This is a genomic window from Ruegeria sp. CDSB136 (assembly GCF_059610965.1).
This window is the reverse complement of the sequence record NZ_JBXWOP010000004.1, coordinates 139644-153964: the sequence shown is the minus strand read 5'-3', so window position 1 is coordinate 153964 and position 14321 is coordinate 139644. Positions and strand designations below refer to the sequence as shown.

13 protein-coding genes and 1 tRNA gene are annotated in these 14321 nt (G+C 56.7%); 7 read left to right on the top strand and 7 right to left on the bottom strand.

The window, feature by feature from the left end; genetic code table 11:
* Positions 1 to 16 precede the first annotated feature (16 nt).
* Together AC2FIR_RS06285 and AC2FIR_RS06280 are read left to right on the top strand one after the other, a co-directional pair.
* Positions 17 to 93: transfer RNA gene (locus AC2FIR_RS06285), tRNA-Arg, on the top strand.
* 75 nt (positions 94 to 168) lie between these two features.
* Positions 169 to 1407, top strand: a complete 1239-nt coding sequence (locus tag AC2FIR_RS06280) for a tyrosine-type recombinase/integrase (protein WP_496762047.1) — start codon at positions 169 to 171, stop codon at positions 1405 to 1407.
* Positions 1408 to 1879: 472 nt separating this feature from the next.
* Here AC2FIR_RS06280 and mepK read toward each other — a convergent pair whose 3' ends face one another.
* The gene (mepK, locus tag AC2FIR_RS06275) at positions 1880 to 2449 is read right to left on the bottom strand and encodes a peptidoglycan L,D-endopeptidase MepK (protein WP_480811577.1); all 570 of its coding nucleotides are present in this window, start codon (positions 2447 to 2449) and stop codon (positions 1880 to 1882) included.
* Positions 2450 to 2805: 356 nt separating this feature from the next.
* Here mepK and AC2FIR_RS06270 point away from each other — a divergent pair, with 356 nt between their 5' ends.
* From AC2FIR_RS06270 to AC2FIR_RS06255, 4 genes are read left to right on the top strand one after another with little or no spacing between them, the layout of a single operon-like run.
* Positions 2806 to 4410 carry a L,D-transpeptidase family protein gene (locus tag AC2FIR_RS06270; protein WP_496762044.1) on the top strand — a complete coding sequence of 535 codons (1605 nt, stop codon included), beginning with the start codon at positions 2806 to 2808 and terminating at the stop codon, positions 4408 to 4410.
* Between the two features lie 35 nt (positions 4411 to 4445).
* Positions 4446 to 5537: a UDP-3-O-(3-hydroxymyristoyl)glucosamine N-acyltransferase gene (gene lpxD, locus AC2FIR_RS06265; protein ID WP_496744064.1), complete on the top strand. Its 1092-nt coding sequence runs from the start codon at positions 4446 to 4448 to the stop codon at positions 5535 to 5537.
* 32 nt (positions 5538 to 5569) lie between these two features.
* Positions 5570 to 5827, top strand: a complete 258-nt coding sequence (locus tag AC2FIR_RS06260; protein WP_170806364.1) for an acyl carrier protein — start codon at positions 5570 to 5572, stop codon at positions 5825 to 5827.
* Positions 5828 to 5836: 9 nt separating this feature from the next.
* Positions 5837 to 7045: a beta-ketoacyl-[acyl-carrier-protein] synthase family protein gene (locus AC2FIR_RS06255; protein WP_480910594.1), complete on the top strand. Its 1209-nt coding sequence runs from the start codon at positions 5837 to 5839 to the stop codon at positions 7043 to 7045.
* A gap of 77 nt (positions 7046 to 7122) precedes the next feature.
* Here AC2FIR_RS06255 and AC2FIR_RS06250 read toward each other — a convergent pair whose 3' ends face one another.
* Positions 7123 to 7725: an invasion associated locus B family protein gene (locus AC2FIR_RS06250; RefSeq protein WP_321252945.1), complete on the bottom strand. Its 603-nt coding sequence runs from the start codon at positions 7723 to 7725 to the stop codon at positions 7123 to 7125.
* 452 nt (positions 7726 to 8177) lie between these two features.
* Here AC2FIR_RS06250 and AC2FIR_RS06245 point away from each other — a divergent pair, with 452 nt between their 5' ends.
* Positions 8178 to 9725 (top strand): helicase HerA-like domain-containing protein, encoded by a 1548-nt coding sequence (locus AC2FIR_RS06245; RefSeq protein WP_496744067.1) that lies wholly within the window; start codon positions 8178 to 8180, stop codon positions 9723 to 9725.
* Positions 9726 to 9740: 15 nt separating this feature from the next.
* Here AC2FIR_RS06245 and AC2FIR_RS06240 read toward each other — a convergent pair whose 3' ends face one another.
* The 5 genes from AC2FIR_RS06240 to AC2FIR_RS06220 all read right to left on the bottom strand — a co-directional run bounded on the left by AC2FIR_RS06240 (position 9741) and on the right by AC2FIR_RS06220 (position 14309).
* Positions 9741 to 9992 (bottom strand): hypothetical protein, encoded by a 252-nt coding sequence (locus AC2FIR_RS06240; RefSeq protein WP_170677152.1) that lies wholly within the window; start codon positions 9990 to 9992, stop codon positions 9741 to 9743.
* Between the two features lie 187 nt (positions 9993 to 10179).
* Entirely contained in the window at positions 10180 to 11493 is a 1314-nt protein-coding gene (locus tag AC2FIR_RS06235; RefSeq protein WP_496744069.1) for a branched-chain amino acid ABC transporter permease, read from the bottom strand.
* A complete protein-coding gene (locus tag AC2FIR_RS06230) occupies positions 11490 to 12500 on the bottom strand; it encodes a branched-chain amino acid ABC transporter permease (protein ID WP_170615015.1) in 1011 nt (336 codons plus the stop codon). The genes AC2FIR_RS06235 and AC2FIR_RS06230 overlap by 4 nt, the downstream gene beginning before the upstream one ends.
* Positions 12501 to 12681: 181 nt before the next feature.
* The gene (locus AC2FIR_RS06225) at positions 12682 to 13524 is read right to left on the bottom strand and encodes an ABC transporter ATP-binding protein (RefSeq protein ID WP_170806362.1); all 843 of its coding nucleotides are present in this window, start codon (positions 13522 to 13524) and stop codon (positions 12682 to 12684) included.
* A complete protein-coding gene (locus tag AC2FIR_RS06220) occupies positions 13521 to 14309 on the bottom strand; it encodes an ABC transporter ATP-binding protein (RefSeq protein WP_480524111.1) in 789 nt (262 codons plus the stop codon). The genes AC2FIR_RS06225 and AC2FIR_RS06220 overlap by 4 nt, the downstream gene beginning before the upstream one ends.
* Between the last annotated feature and the right edge of the window lie 12 nt (positions 14310 to 14321).

Here is a 14321-nt window from a genome sequence, read left to right as displayed (position 1 = left end):
TTAGCTAACGGCCAAGGCACCTGTAGCTCAGCTGGATAGAGCGCTGCCCTCCGAAGGCAGAGGCCAGAGGTTCGAATCCTCTCAGGTGCGCCAACACCTCCATATTTCTAAGGTTTATTGGGGAAAACAGCCGCTTTTGTACCACATTTGCAGGAGCTTGCGTACCCCATGGCTATCGTGATGAAGATCAAATACCTCGACAAACTCAAGGAAGGCTTCCGGTTCAAGCGTAGGCTGCCTAAGGACGTCGCTCAGGTCACCGGGCGGGAATACTTTCAGGTGCGCTTTGCCGTGAAGGATGAAGGGCCTGCTCTGCTCCGTGAACATGCCGCCATACTGAGGGACTATGAGGACACCGTCAGGGCTGCCAGAAGACAGGCTACAGGGTCGGAGGAGGTGCCCCCTAGGGAGAGGTGGTACCGCGCTCTCACAGAGGCTGAGAGGCTTGTTGATGAGCTTCCTGATGAGGACCTGAGGGATGTCCTCGCGGATGAGATGTACAAGCTAGGGTCTGACCCCATGCTGCTCAAGGCCATCAGAGACCCTGAGGCTGCACCTCCGGCTGTCACCTTGGCAGATGCGAAGGCTATCTATGAGACAGAGAAGGTGAGGGGAAAGAGGTCTGCCCAGCAACAGTTGGACCGAACCTGTAGACGGATTGAAGATGTCCTTGGTCCACTCGACCAGATAAAGCTGACCGACCTGAAGAGGGAACAAGCCCGCCACCTCCGGGACCAGATGCTTAAGATGCACACCACACCAGACAAGCTGCTGTCCCCCTCATCTGTGAAGAGGGAATTGCGTATTGTCTCTGCCATGGTCAATGTTGGCATCAAGGAGTTCGACCTTATCAACCAAGCCTCGAACCCCTACCAAGGCCTTGAGGTCCACCAAGGGGAAACCTTAGAGGAAGACAAGAGGTTGCCCCTCAGCATGGGCCAAATGGAGGCCATGAGTGTCCGACTGAGGGACCACACACGGTCCCCCGATCTGCTCTTGATCTGGGACATACTCCTCGACACTGGCTGTCGTCTGGCTGAGATAACTGGTCTCACGATAGACGATGTCCACCTTGATGCTGCTATCCCCTTCATCGACATCAAGCCCAACTCCATACGCCCTATCAAGACTAAGGTCTCAATCCGCAGGGTGCCCCTTAAGGGCCGCGCTCTGAGAGCCGTTGAGGAGTCCATGGAGAGCCGCAAGGGTGCCTCTGGTGGTGACCCCCTATATCCAGCATACGGGCGCTCTAGGGGGGCTGACAGTGCATCTCAGGCATTAATCAAACACCTGCGAACCATCACTGAAGACATGCGTTCCCGCACTGTGTTGACCGTAGCAACCACTTCAGGGCGCACTCTCATGCTTGCCCAGTGGTCCGGTCGGTCTGCCCAAGGGGCTAGTTGACGGTTAATCCTTTCGTGTCCCAGACGGGCACGTGCGGTGTATCCAAGGCGTTTCGTGAACGCCCTCCGTTTCTCATATATCTCTCGGTGTTCACTCAGTGGCACCTAAGGCCTGCCCGAAGTGGCGTCTTAGGCCCTACACTGTGTGCAAGGTGTCTTTTCAATTGATAACGCCCTAGTGCAGATGCACGTCGCGATGATCTGACAGGACCTAAGCCCTGCCATCTCACTACAACTAAGACTGGAAACACACGTAGGGTGACTTACCCAATAAAATAAGGGGCTTGGGGGTGGTTGGATTTGCACGAGAGCCATCTCAGGTGCGCCACATCACTAAATTAGATGTTCCGGGTTCATGGGCGTATAGCCTTTCCGCAGCTATTGCTTTGTCCGAACTCCCAACGTGTTCGTGCCTTCATCTACAAAAAAAGAGCGCCCAAAGGCGCTCCTCACTTCGAAATTGTACGCGGTGGTTATCCGCCCCAGCTGCGGACTTCACCGCAGTCCATGTGGACAAAATTCGAGCGGTGGTATTTACCGACGCCCCCTGCGCGGCAGGAAATGGCGGCTTTGGCCATCTGCGAAACCGAGCGTGAAGACAACCGCAAGTCAGCGGCCTGGCCCTTCATGTGCAAGGAGTTCTTGGCAACGCGGCGGGATTTCGATCGCAGCATCGCGTTAGTCTGAGGGGACCGGTAGCCGGACAACAGCATATAGGGTTCGTTGACATCCAGCAGGTTGTGAGATGCGGCCATGATGTCAATCGTGCGCAGGTCCATGGATTTGGACTGATCGGTACGCCAGTCGCGCATGAAGTGGTTCACTTCCTTGACGGCGTCTTTGATGTAATTGCCGTCAACCCAGTAAATCATGTCGATGCGTTCACCGGTGCGCCCGGAATACATGCGAATGCGGCGAATATCACCGCCGCCGCGAAGGAATCCTGCTGCATTGGAATAGGTCGGTGCGGCTACTACCGCTGTGGCCGCGAACGCACCCAATAGGGCACGCCGGGTCAAGCCCGAAGCACTGCTCTTGGTCATTTCGTTTTTCGTCCCGTACTAGTTCCTGCCTGCACACGATGTTACGTGCGCCGTATTAATTTTTTCCCATCCCAGATGCGGAAGTTATGACACAGACGGATTCGTCCGCCAAGAAATCTTTCGGATACACCAATTCAAGGAGGAAATATCGGCAGGTTTTTGCGCAACTGATGCAGTGATGCATAAATTACAGAAGGTTAGGGAAATCACTTTCCAAGGCGATGCAATCACGCATCAGCAGACGTTAGAAGCGCTGATTTGATGTATTTGTGAATAGACAATCGGGCAGTCTGCCAATCATACTGGTTCGGCGCCGAACGTATCGGCGCAAAGCATTGAATAACCAAGGCCATCTCATGTTTTCTGTTTTCCGGACCTGTACCAGTATCCTCGCGACCGCCTGTTTCGCAGCAACAGCGGCCTTTGCCGATTCCGAGACAAACCCACCGACCGCCTTCCGCATGGCGGTTGCCGAGTCGCTGGATTCGGGGTCTTCGCTGGCTGAATACTACAAAAAAAACGGGTTTTCGCCGATCTGGGTCGGGCAGACCGAGCAGCATGCTGAACGCCGGGCCGCTTTGATTAAGGCCCTGTCCAATGCCGCGTTCCACGGGTTGCCGGATGCGCGTTATGATGTCCAGGCTCTGCTGGACCAGATGCGCGCTGCCCGTTCCCAGAGGGACTTGGGTTCAGTCGAAGCGGATTTGAGCCGGGTTTTCCTGCGTTATGCTACGGATATGTACTCGGGCGTGTTGAGCCCTTCACAGATTGACGATGGTTTGGTGCGCGAAGTCGATCGCAGGTCGCCGCAGGAACATTTGCAAGGTGTCGCATCAGCCACAGGGGCGACGTACATAGAACAACTGGTGCCAGAGTCCCTGCAATACCGGTCTTTGCTGAAACAGAAAATGGTCCTTGAAAACCTGGTTGAGCAGGGCGGTTGGGGGCCGACTGTACCGGTTGCAATACTCGAATACGGTGATACCGGACCCAATGTCATTCGGCTGCGTGACCGTTTGGTGGCTATGGGTTACCTGAGACCAACCGCCAGCCCGGAATTTGATGCCGCAATGCTGGAGACCGTGCGGGCGTTTCAGACTGCCCATGGGCTTGAATCGGATGGCGTTGCCGGAAATGGAACCCTGACCGAAATCAACCGTCCGGCCAGCGACAGGCTCAAGGCTGTCTACGTCGCGCTTGAGCGGGAGCGTTGGTTGCCACACTCACGAGGCGCGCGTCATATCTTGGTGAATCAGGCGGACTTCTCGGCGAAGATCGTGGATGAAGGTCGGGTATCGTTTGAGACGCGAGCCGTCATTGGCAAGAACACCCATGATCGGCGCAGTCCCGAATTCTCGGACATGATGGAACACATGGTGATCAACCCGAGTTGGTACGTACCACGCTCGATTATCACAAAGGAATATTTGCCAAAACTTCAGTCCAACCCAAATGCGGTCGGTCACATCCAGATCACGGATCGAAGTGGCCGTCAGGTCAATCGTGGAGCCGTGGACTTTACGCAATTCACTGCACGGGATTTTCCGTTCGCGATGCGGCAACCACCCAGCAAAAGCAATGCGTTGGGCCTGGTGAAGTTCATGTTCCCAAACAAGCACAACATCTATCTGCATGATACGCCGCACAAAAACCTGTTTGCCCGCGAAGTTCGCGCTTTCTCGCACGGTTGTATCCGTCTGGCGCAGCCGTTTGAGTTTGCCTATGCCTTGCTTGCCCGGCAGGAAGAAGACCCCAAGGCCTTTTTTCACAGGGTTCTGAATACCGGCAAGGAAACAAAGGTAGACCTCGCGCAGTCGGTTCCTGTTCACATCATCTATCGGACGGCGTATGTCGGTCCAAAGGGTGAAGTTCAGTACCGCCGGGATGTCTACGACCGCGATCGCAAGATCTGGGAGGCTCTGCAAAAGGCAGGGGTGGTCCTGCCGGACGTTCAGGGGTAATCACTGGGGCAAGTCCTGATACAAGGAAGCCCTCTATGCAATTCACAATCAAGCAAATCGCCGAAGCGCTGGACGCTGAATGCCAGGGCGATACCAGCCTGATCGTCTATCGTGCCGCCGAACCGGGCGATGCAGGCGCAGATGATCTGGCCATGGCCATGTCGCCCAAATACGCCGACGCATTGTCCGGTGGGTCGGCAAAGGCTGCGGTTGTGTGGGAAGGCGCGGACTGGCAGGGGATGGGCTTGCAGGCCGCTATCTTTGTGCCGCGCCCGCGGATGGCGATGGCAGGAATTACGGCGATGCTGGACCGAGGCCAGGGGGTCGCTCCGGGTATTCACCCTTCGGCCGTAGTCGACTCGACCGCAACGATTGCCGAAAACGTTTCGATTGGCCCACTTACGGTCATTGGTGCGCGGGCTCGCATTGGGGCCGGTTCGGTTATCGGCGCGCATTGCGTTGTCGGCATGGACGCCGTTCTGGGAGAATCTGCGGTTCTGCGAGAAATGGTCAGCATCGGTGCACGTGCAAAGATCGGTGACCGCTTTGTCGCGCAACCGGGTGCGCGCATTGGCAGCGACGGGTTCAGCTTTGTCACTCCGGAAGTGTCTGGCGTGGAAAACGTTCGCAAAACGATGGGAGATGCGGGGGATGCCAAGGCCCAGAACTGGCTGAGGATCCATTCGCTGGGCGCGGTGGAAATCGGCGATGATGTTGAGGTCGGCGCGAACTGCACCGTTGACAACGGCACCATACGCAACACCGTGATCGGCTCGGGTTCCAAGCTGGATAACCTGGTCCACGTGGGACACAACACGCGCGTTGGGCAGGACTGCCTGTTATGCGGGCAGACCGGTGTTTCGGGGTCCGTTGAGATCGGAAATCATGTTGTTCTGGGTGGCCAGACCGGCGTCGTGGACAACATTTTCATCGGGGATGGCGTGATTGCCGGCGGGGGCACCAAGATCCTGTCCAATGTTCCGGCCGGGCGGGTAATTATGGGCTATCCGGGCATAAAAATGGAATCTCATACCGATATCTACAAGGCCCAACGCCGCTTGCCGCGCATGGCGCGTGACGTAGAGGCGCTGAAAAAGGCTGTTTTCAAACAGTCTTCGAGCGATTAAATCACAACCACCGTGATAATCAGAGGACCGATATGAGCATCACCGACCGCGTCATCTCCATCATTGCTGAGCAAGCCGTGCTGGAGCCTTCGGATGTGACGCCCGAAAGTACGCTCGAGGACCTGGGTATCGACAGTCTGGGCCTGGTTGAAAGCATCTTTGCCATCGAGGAAGAGTTCGACATCTCGGTGCCGTTCAATGCCAACGAACCGACGGCCAGCGATTTCGACATCTCAAATGTTGCAGCTATCATTTCAGGTATCGAAAAGCTTGTGTCGGAAAAGGTCTGACTGAGCCTCATGAAACGCGTTGTCATTACCGGGGCGGGCACGATCAACTCGCTGGGCCATTCCGTTCCCGATACACTAGAGGCCATGCGCGAAGGCCGCTGCGGCATCTCTGAACTTGAGTTTCGCGATGTCGATCGTTTGGCTATCAAGATCGGTGGGCAGGTCAGGGGGTTCGAGGCCGAAGGCCGGTTCAATCGCCAGCAAATGTCGCTCTATGATCGGTTTACCCAATTCACATTGATGGCTGCCAAAGAGGCCATTGATCAGTCCGGGATCGAATTTCACGGCGATATTGCGGCGCGTTCCGGTGTCGTTCTGGGAACGGCCGGTGGCGGTGTTTCCACATGGGACGACAATTACCGGTCGGTCTACGAAGACGGCAAGAACCGCGTTCATCCTTTTGTTGTTCCCAAGTTGATGAACAACGCAGCCGCCAGCCATGTGTCAATGGAGCATAACCTCAAAGGCCCGAGCTTTACCGTTTCGACGGCGTGCGCCTCGTCAAATCATGCTATGGCACAGGCTTTCCAAATGGTTCGCAGCGGGGCTGCGCCCACGATGATCACTGGCGGTTCGGAATCCATGTTGTGTTTCGGGGGCGTAAAGGCCTGGGAAGGCCTGCGCGTTATGTCCAAGGACGCATGTCGACCGTTCAGTGCCAATCGAAACGGTATGGTCCAGGGCGAGGGCGCCGGCGTGTTCGTGTTTGAAGAATATGAGCATGCGCGTGCGCGCGGCGCTGACATCCTGTGCGAGGTTGTGGGTTTTGCAATGTCGTCTGATGCATCCGATATTGTCATGCCCAGCAAACAGGGGGCATCCCGTGCGATGGCCGGGGCCCTGGCTGATGCAAAGCTGAACGCGAGCGAAGTGGGCTACATTAACGCCCATGGGACCGGCACCGCCGCCAACGACAAAACTGAATGTGCAGCGGTCGCGGACGTTTTTGGACCGCATGCGGATGATCTTATGATCTCGTCCACAAAGTCCATGCATGGACATCTGATCGGCGGGACCGGAGCGGTGGAACTGCTGGCCTGCATCATGGCTTTGCGGGACGGGATAGTTGCCCCGACAATCGGCTATGAGGAGCCTGATCCGGAATGTGCGCTGGATGTGGTCCCAAATATTGCGCGCGAAGCAAAAGTTGACGTTGCACTCAGCAACGCGTTTGCCTTTGGCGGATTGAATGCAGTCCTGGCATTGAAGCGGATCTGAAGCCAAAATAGCTTACAAACCAAAAACGCCGCCGAAGATTATTCGGCGGCGTCTTTGATTGTTGGTCCGGATGATGTTCAGTTGATTTCCAACTTGTCGAATCCTGCAGTGAACCCTGCCAGAGAAATCTCAATCTCAAGAAGTTGGTTGGGTGCCAGAACCGAGACGACAGACATTTTGGCCGTGCTGCCGGCCTTCATGGCATCGACATCGCCTTGAGTGAACCCAAGCTGGGCCACGCAGCCGATGGGGTTGCAATGGTGGTAGTCATAACGTTTCCCCGGAGCGCCATCGATCGACAAAGCCAGTTGCGCTTGCAACATGATTTCGAGCGGTACAATGACTGTTGCGCCTGCAACTGCTGCGACACCTTCGGGCAATTTGTTGACCGATATCTCCGCAATTGGCTGGCCTTCTTGCCCGGACAGCGTCTGCCGCAGCAAGCAGGGGTCCTTACCTGCTTCTGTTTTGAGGCATCTGATTTCCCAGTCGCCGCTTTCCTCTTTAACGTATTGTTCACCTACGCGCGGACCGGTTTCGCCCAAGTCCAGATCGGAAGCCGCTTCCGTCTGCGGTGTCTCTGCCGGAGTTTGGTCGTCCTGAGATGTTTCCTGCGCGGCTGCGGTGCTGCACCAGAGTGCCGCGGAAACAAGGCTGAAAGACAGGATGTTCTTGATCATGAGTGCCTCGGTTGCGTGATTGAGCTTTTTGCCCGGTCTATCATCGTTAAAACAGGGTGTCAGTCACTAAGCTGCATTATTGGAAGGATGTGAACGGATTCTTGCCCATTTGTTCTGTTATTTACAAAGTCCGGGCCAATGAAAAAGGGAGCCGGTGGAGCGGCTCCCTTCCTAGAATTTTCTCCCCGTCGGACTGGCCGACTTATTTATGCGCAGACGTTACGAAAGGGGGGCGCACGGGTCAACTGCTAACCTGAATTTTTAATATACTGACCAGTTCATTTTAATGCGGGCCGAAAACAAAAATGCCGTGCCCGAAGGCACGGCCAGTCGACAGGGAGGAAGTCTGCCACCCCGGAGCCTTCGCCCATGAGGCGGCAAATAAACTATCGCAGTCAAAGGTTAACTTTGTATGCTGTCGTGGGATCGGTGATAAGCAAGGCGAATAATTCATGAACAACAGTATTTTCCTGGGTGGCGGTGGCAAGGATTACGCTGAACCGCAGGGTCTGACGCTGAAATATGCCAACCGACACGGTTTGATCGCCGGGGCCACCGGGACAGGCAAGACCGTTACGCTACAAATTCTGGCCGAAGGTTTCTCTAAGGCGGGCGTGCCTGTGTTTCTGTCAGATATCAAAGGTGACCTGTCTGGTCTGGCCTTGTCAGGAAGCCCGGATCACAAATTGCATCAGGCTTTTCAGGATCGCGCGCAACGCATCGGGCTGACTGATTTCGCCTACGCTGCCTGTCCGGTGACGTTCTGGGACCTGTTTGGCGAGCAGGGACATCCGGTCCGAACCACCGTCACCGAGATGGGTCCCTTGCTGTTGTCGCGTCTGATGGAACTGAGCGAGGCACAGGAAGGAATCCTGAACATCGCATTTCGTGTGGCCGACGAAGAAGGTATGCCGCTGCTGGACCTCAAGGACCTGCAGGCTCTGCTGGTCTGGATCGGTGAAAACCGCGCACAGCTGTCCCTGCGATACGGCAATGTATCGACAGCGTCGATCGGGGCGATTCAGCGCCGTTTGCTGGTTCTTGAAAACCAGGGCGGAACCAAACTGTTCGGAGAGCCAGCGCTGGATCTGGCGGATCTGATGCGAACCGATCAGAACGGGCAGGGGATGGTGAATATTCTGGCCTCGGACAAGTTGATGGGCGCGCCTCGACTATACGCAACGTTCCTGCTGTGGCTGCTGAGCGAGCTGTTCGAAGAACTGCCCGAAGTGGGCGACCCCGAGAAACCCAAACTGGTTTTCTTTTTCGACGAAGCCCATCTGCTGTTCGATGATGCCCCGAAGGTTCTGGTGGACAAAGTTGAACAGGTCGCGCGCCTGATCCGGTCAAAGGGGATCGGTGTGTATTTCATATCCCAAAACCCGGCCGACATACCCGAGGATATTCTGGGCCAGTTGGGCAACCGCATTCAGCATGCTTTGCGGGCTTTCACGGCGCGGGATCGCAAGAACCTGCGGTTGGCTGCGGAAACCTATCGTGAGAATCCCGAGTTCGATACCGAGGAAGCCATCCGAGAGGTCGGTGTGGGTGAGGCGGTAACGTCAATGCTGCAGAAGAAGGGCATACCCGGGATCGTCGAGCGCACATTGATCCGGCCACCGGGGTCCCAGCTTGGCCCGATCACGCAAAGCGAACGGCAGGCGATCCTTGATGCGTCGAGGATGCGGGCAAAATACGATCAGCCCGTTGATCGAAAGTCGGCGTTTGAAATACTTCAGGCCCGGGCCGACGCAGCAGCAAAGGAAGCCGAAGCTGCCGAGGCAGAAGAGCTGTTTGAAACACAGACACCTGCCGAGCGCGAGTTTGCCGCGGCCCGCAGGTATTCAGGGCAGCGCGTCAGCCGATCCTCTTCCCGCGTTTCGCGGAAACAGGACACGTTTGCATCAGCCATGAGTCAGGCGGTGATCAAGGAACTGAAAGGGACGACCGGCCGTCGCATCGTGCGTGGCATACTTGGCGGGTTGTTTCGCAATCGCTGAGTGAATGCGCCGTTTCTAATTGAGGCGGCGCTGACCTTCCTGTCGGCAGTATGCGTCCGCCTCGGCGACTGACATCTTGGTTGCCGGATAATCGATGGCCCGATCCCAAATGACCCGGTTCAGAGTATAGAGCTGGCAGGTCACAACCCCTTTTGGTGTTTGGACCTGGACAGGTGTTGTTTCAAGGCTTTCTGGGGACGGAACGCAGGCTGTCATAGCCGCGAGAACAGGCAGAACCAGGGCTGCTTTGGTGGTTGGTGCTTTCATGGTGGAACACAACTTTTCTAGGTTAACATACAGAATCGTTACAGATCGGCGGTTTAGGTGTGAGTGAGTGCCGAACAACAGCCAGAAACCATCTGGCTGATATACCCGTCTAGTCAGTTTTTCCTATCGATGCAACAAACCGCGCCGGCCAGCCGGCGCGGTTCACTCAATTGTAAGAAGTTTGAAATTATTTTTCGGGGATCAAACCACGCGGGCTGAATCTAAGAACAATCAATAGAATCAATCCCATGGTAAACAACCGCATATGCGCGGCGCTGTCGATCAGGTGCGCTTTGAGTGCACTTCCGTCAGGCATACCCGCAGTGATCAGATTCATCAGCCACAGACCGATGGGCTCTACCTGAACCCAAAGGAACCAGATCAGGAACGCACCAAGGACGGCGCCAAAGTTGTTGCCCGATCCGCCCACGATCACCATGACCCAGACAAGGAAGGTGAACCGCAGCGGGTTGTAGGTGCCTGGCGTCAGTTGCCCGTCCAGCGTGGTCATCATCGCGCCCGCTATGCCACAAATGGCCGATCCCAGAACGAAGATCTCCAGGTGGCGGCGGGTGACGTCTTTGCCCATCGCCTCGGCGGCGACCTCGTTGTCGCGAATGGCGCGCATCATGCGACCCCACGGGCTTTTCAATGCCATCTGCGCCATCCACAGCAGAACCAAAAGGACAATTAGGAACAGCAAGGAATAGCCAAGTTTAACGGACAGTGTTGAAGCCGTCACAGGGTCCAGTCCGAACCATTCGGCACGGGCAACGAAGCCGGGGTCATTTTGTAGGTCGACCTCATACCCGACCACAGGGGAAGGGCGGGGAATGCCGTAGACGTTCTTGACCCCACGCGCCAGCCAGTCCTCGTTCTTCATGATCGCAATGATGATCTCGGCGATACCGAGCGTCGCAATTGCCAGATAGTCCGAGCGCAAACCCAGCGCGGTCTTGCCGATCAGCCAAGCCGCACCTGCGGCCAGCAGTCCACCAGCAGGCCAGGCCAGCAGCACGGGCAAGTTCAGACCGCCGATATTGCCTGCAACGGCAGGGTCAATCGCCTCGATTGCGGCAACGTTGGGATCGAAGATGGCGCGGTAGATAAAGAAACCAACGACCAGAATACCAATGATTGCCAGGGTCTGTGTGCGCCCCTTGGGCATCTTCTGCGCAACCATCACGGCCGCAACGACGGTTGCGGCCCCCAGCAACAGCGCGAGGATCACACCAAAGCCACCACCGGACCAGGCTCCCGGCGTTGGCGCGGTCGAAACCAGCACAACAGCCAGCCCCCCCAGCGCGACAAAGCCCATGACGCCGACATTGAAGAGGCCCGCAAAGCCCCATTGCAGGTTCACCCCAATGGACATGATGGCCGAGATCAGGCCCATGTTCAGGATCAGGATCGCCGCGTTCCAGCTTTGCGTGAACCCGGTCAGCAGGATCAGAGCGCCAACGACAACAAATAGCAGTGTGTTTTTGACGGGCTCGCTCATATCACTTTCCCCTTGAACAGACCCGTGGGCTTAAACAGCAGCACAATCAGCAGGATCGCAAAGCTGACGGCGAATTTGTAATCGGTGGACAGGAACTGGACCAAGCCTGACGGCTCCAGACTTTCCGGCGCCAGATAGGTCAGTACCTTTTTCCACGCGTAAGTGATCGTCACTTCGGAAAACGCGATGATGAACCCGCCCGCGATGGCGCCCAGAGGGTTGCCAAGCCCGCCTACAATGGCCGAGGCAAAGATCGGCAGCAGAAGCTGGAAATAGACAAAGGGCTTGAAGCTTTTGTCGAGGCCGTAAAGCACACCGGCCGTGGTTGCCAGCGCAGCCACGATGATCCAGGTGATCATCACAACACGTTCGGGGTTGATGCCTGACAGCAAAGCCAGATCCTCGTTGTCCGAATAGGCCCGCATCGATTTACCGGTGCGGGTCTTGTTCAGGAACCAGAACAGCAGCGCCACGGCAACAACCGCCACGATCACGGTAATGCCCTGAGAGGTCTTGATCGCCAGCCCTTCTTGCAGGCCGGTCATCGCCTTGAAATCCCGCGCCGAAACAATGAACCTCGCGCCGTCCGAGAACCTTTGGTCATCCGGCCCGATGATGAACCGCACAAGCCCGTTCATGATGAACATCACGCCCATCGATACGATCACCAGAATGACCGGCTTGGCCTTTTGTTCCCTATAGAACCGATAGACCAGCCTGTCCGTGATCAGTACCAGAACGATACAGCCCAGAATGGCAAAGGGCAGGGCTAACAAGGCGGTCGGCAGCGGCCCGAAACTGACCCCGGCGGCCTGCAGGCCCCAAGTGACCAGCACGGCGATCATCGCGCCAAAGGCCATCGTGTCGCCGTGGGCAAAGTTCGAGAACCGCAGGATGCCATAGATCAGCGTCACCCCCAACGCGCCCAGCGCCAACTGGCTGCCATAGGCGATTGCGGGAACAAGGACGAAGTTGGAGAGCGCCACAAAGGCGTTGAGGAAGTCCATTAATTTGCTCCTCCGAATGACGAGCATTTTCCATGCCATTGGGAGATTACGAACTCTCCGACGGTAGAGGTGTTACGAGAACGGACTGAAGATCCATTCTCCGAGATCGATGTTGTCTGAGCTTTCAAAGACTGTAGTGCTAGCAGATTGGCGATGGCAGCGGAGTGTAGTCGTCGCATTCTCACCCCCCCAAAAAACTCTTGCGAACTTCCGGATCGGCCAGCAGTTCCTTGCCCGTGCCAGTATAGGCATTCCGCCCCTGAACCAGCACATAACCCTTGTCTGCGATTTCAAGCGCCTGACGGGCGTTCTGTTCCACCATCAGGATCGGCAGGCCGGTTCGCGAGACCTCAATGATCCGGTCAAACAACTCATCCATCACGATGGGCGAGACACCGGCGGTTGGTTCGTCCAGCATCAGCACCTTGGGTTGGGTCATCAGCGCGCGGCCCACGGCGACCTGTTGACGTTGGCCGCCTGACAGCTCTCCGGCGGCCTGATTGCGTTTGTCGCGCAGGATGGGGAACAGGTCATAAACTTGCTCCATCGTTTGGCTGATGTCGTCGCGGCGGATGAAGGCACCCATCTCAAGGTTCTCTTCCACCGTCATGGAAGTGAAGATGTTCGAGGTCTGCGGCACAAACCCCATCCCCCGGATCACACGGTCCTGCGGAGTGAGGTTGGTGATGTCCTCGCCGTCCAGTCGCACCGAACCGGACCGGACGTCCAGCATTCCGAAAACGGCCTTCATCGCGGTCGATTTGCCAGCGCCGTTCGGGCCAACGATCACGGCGATTTCGCCCTTGTCGACGGCGATGGTGCAGTCATGCAGAATATCCGGGCCCTTGCCGTAGCCGCCCGTCATCGTGTCGCCGATCAGAAAGGGACCACCTTCGACCCTGTGGGTTTCGCCGCTTTTACTGTGTGCAGGCGTCATGGTGCCGGCACCGCGGGTGTTGGTGATCGAGGCGTCCTTGTTGCCGTGGTCATCCTGATAGGGATTGTCGCTCGTGCCAGCGGTCATGTTTGGGCCTCCAGCTTGTCCTTGTTTTTCAAACCGGTGCCCAGATAGGCTTCGATCACGTGCTCATTGGCCTTGATTTCGTCCAGCGTACCTTCGGCCAGCACCTTGCCCTCGGCCATGCAGATGACCGGGTCACAGATCTTGCCAATGAAATCCATGTCATGCTCGATGACGACAAACGTATAGCCGCGCTCTTTGTTCAGACGCAGGATCGTGTCAGCGATGGTCATCAGCAGGGTGCGGTTCACGCCCGCGCCGACCTCGTCCAGGAACACGATCTTGGCGTCGACCATCATGGTGCGCCCCAGTTCCAGCAGTTTCTTCTGACCGCCAGAGACCTGACCCGCCTTGTGATCGGCCAGATGTTCGATGGTCAGGAACTCCAGAACCTCGTCGGCTTTCGCGCGCAAAGCGCGTTCCTCATCTGCGATGCGTTTGCGGCCGAACCACGTGTTCCACAGCGATTCCCCTGATTGGGCACCGGGAACCATCATCAGGTTTTCGCGGCAGCTCATCGATGAGAATTCGTGCGCGATCTGGAAGGTGCGCAGCAAGCCCTTGTGAAACAGCTCATGCGGAGGCAGGCCCGTGATGTCCTCGCCGTCCATGAACACTTTTCCGCTTGTGGGGGGCAGTACCCCGGCGATCACGTTGAACAGAGTGGTTTTTCCGGCCCCGTTCGGCCCGATCAGACCGGTGATTGAACCCTTTTGGATTTCCAGCGATGCCCCATCCACCGCATGAAACCCGCCGAAATGCTTATGCACGTCTTCGACGACGATCATATTATCCCCTTG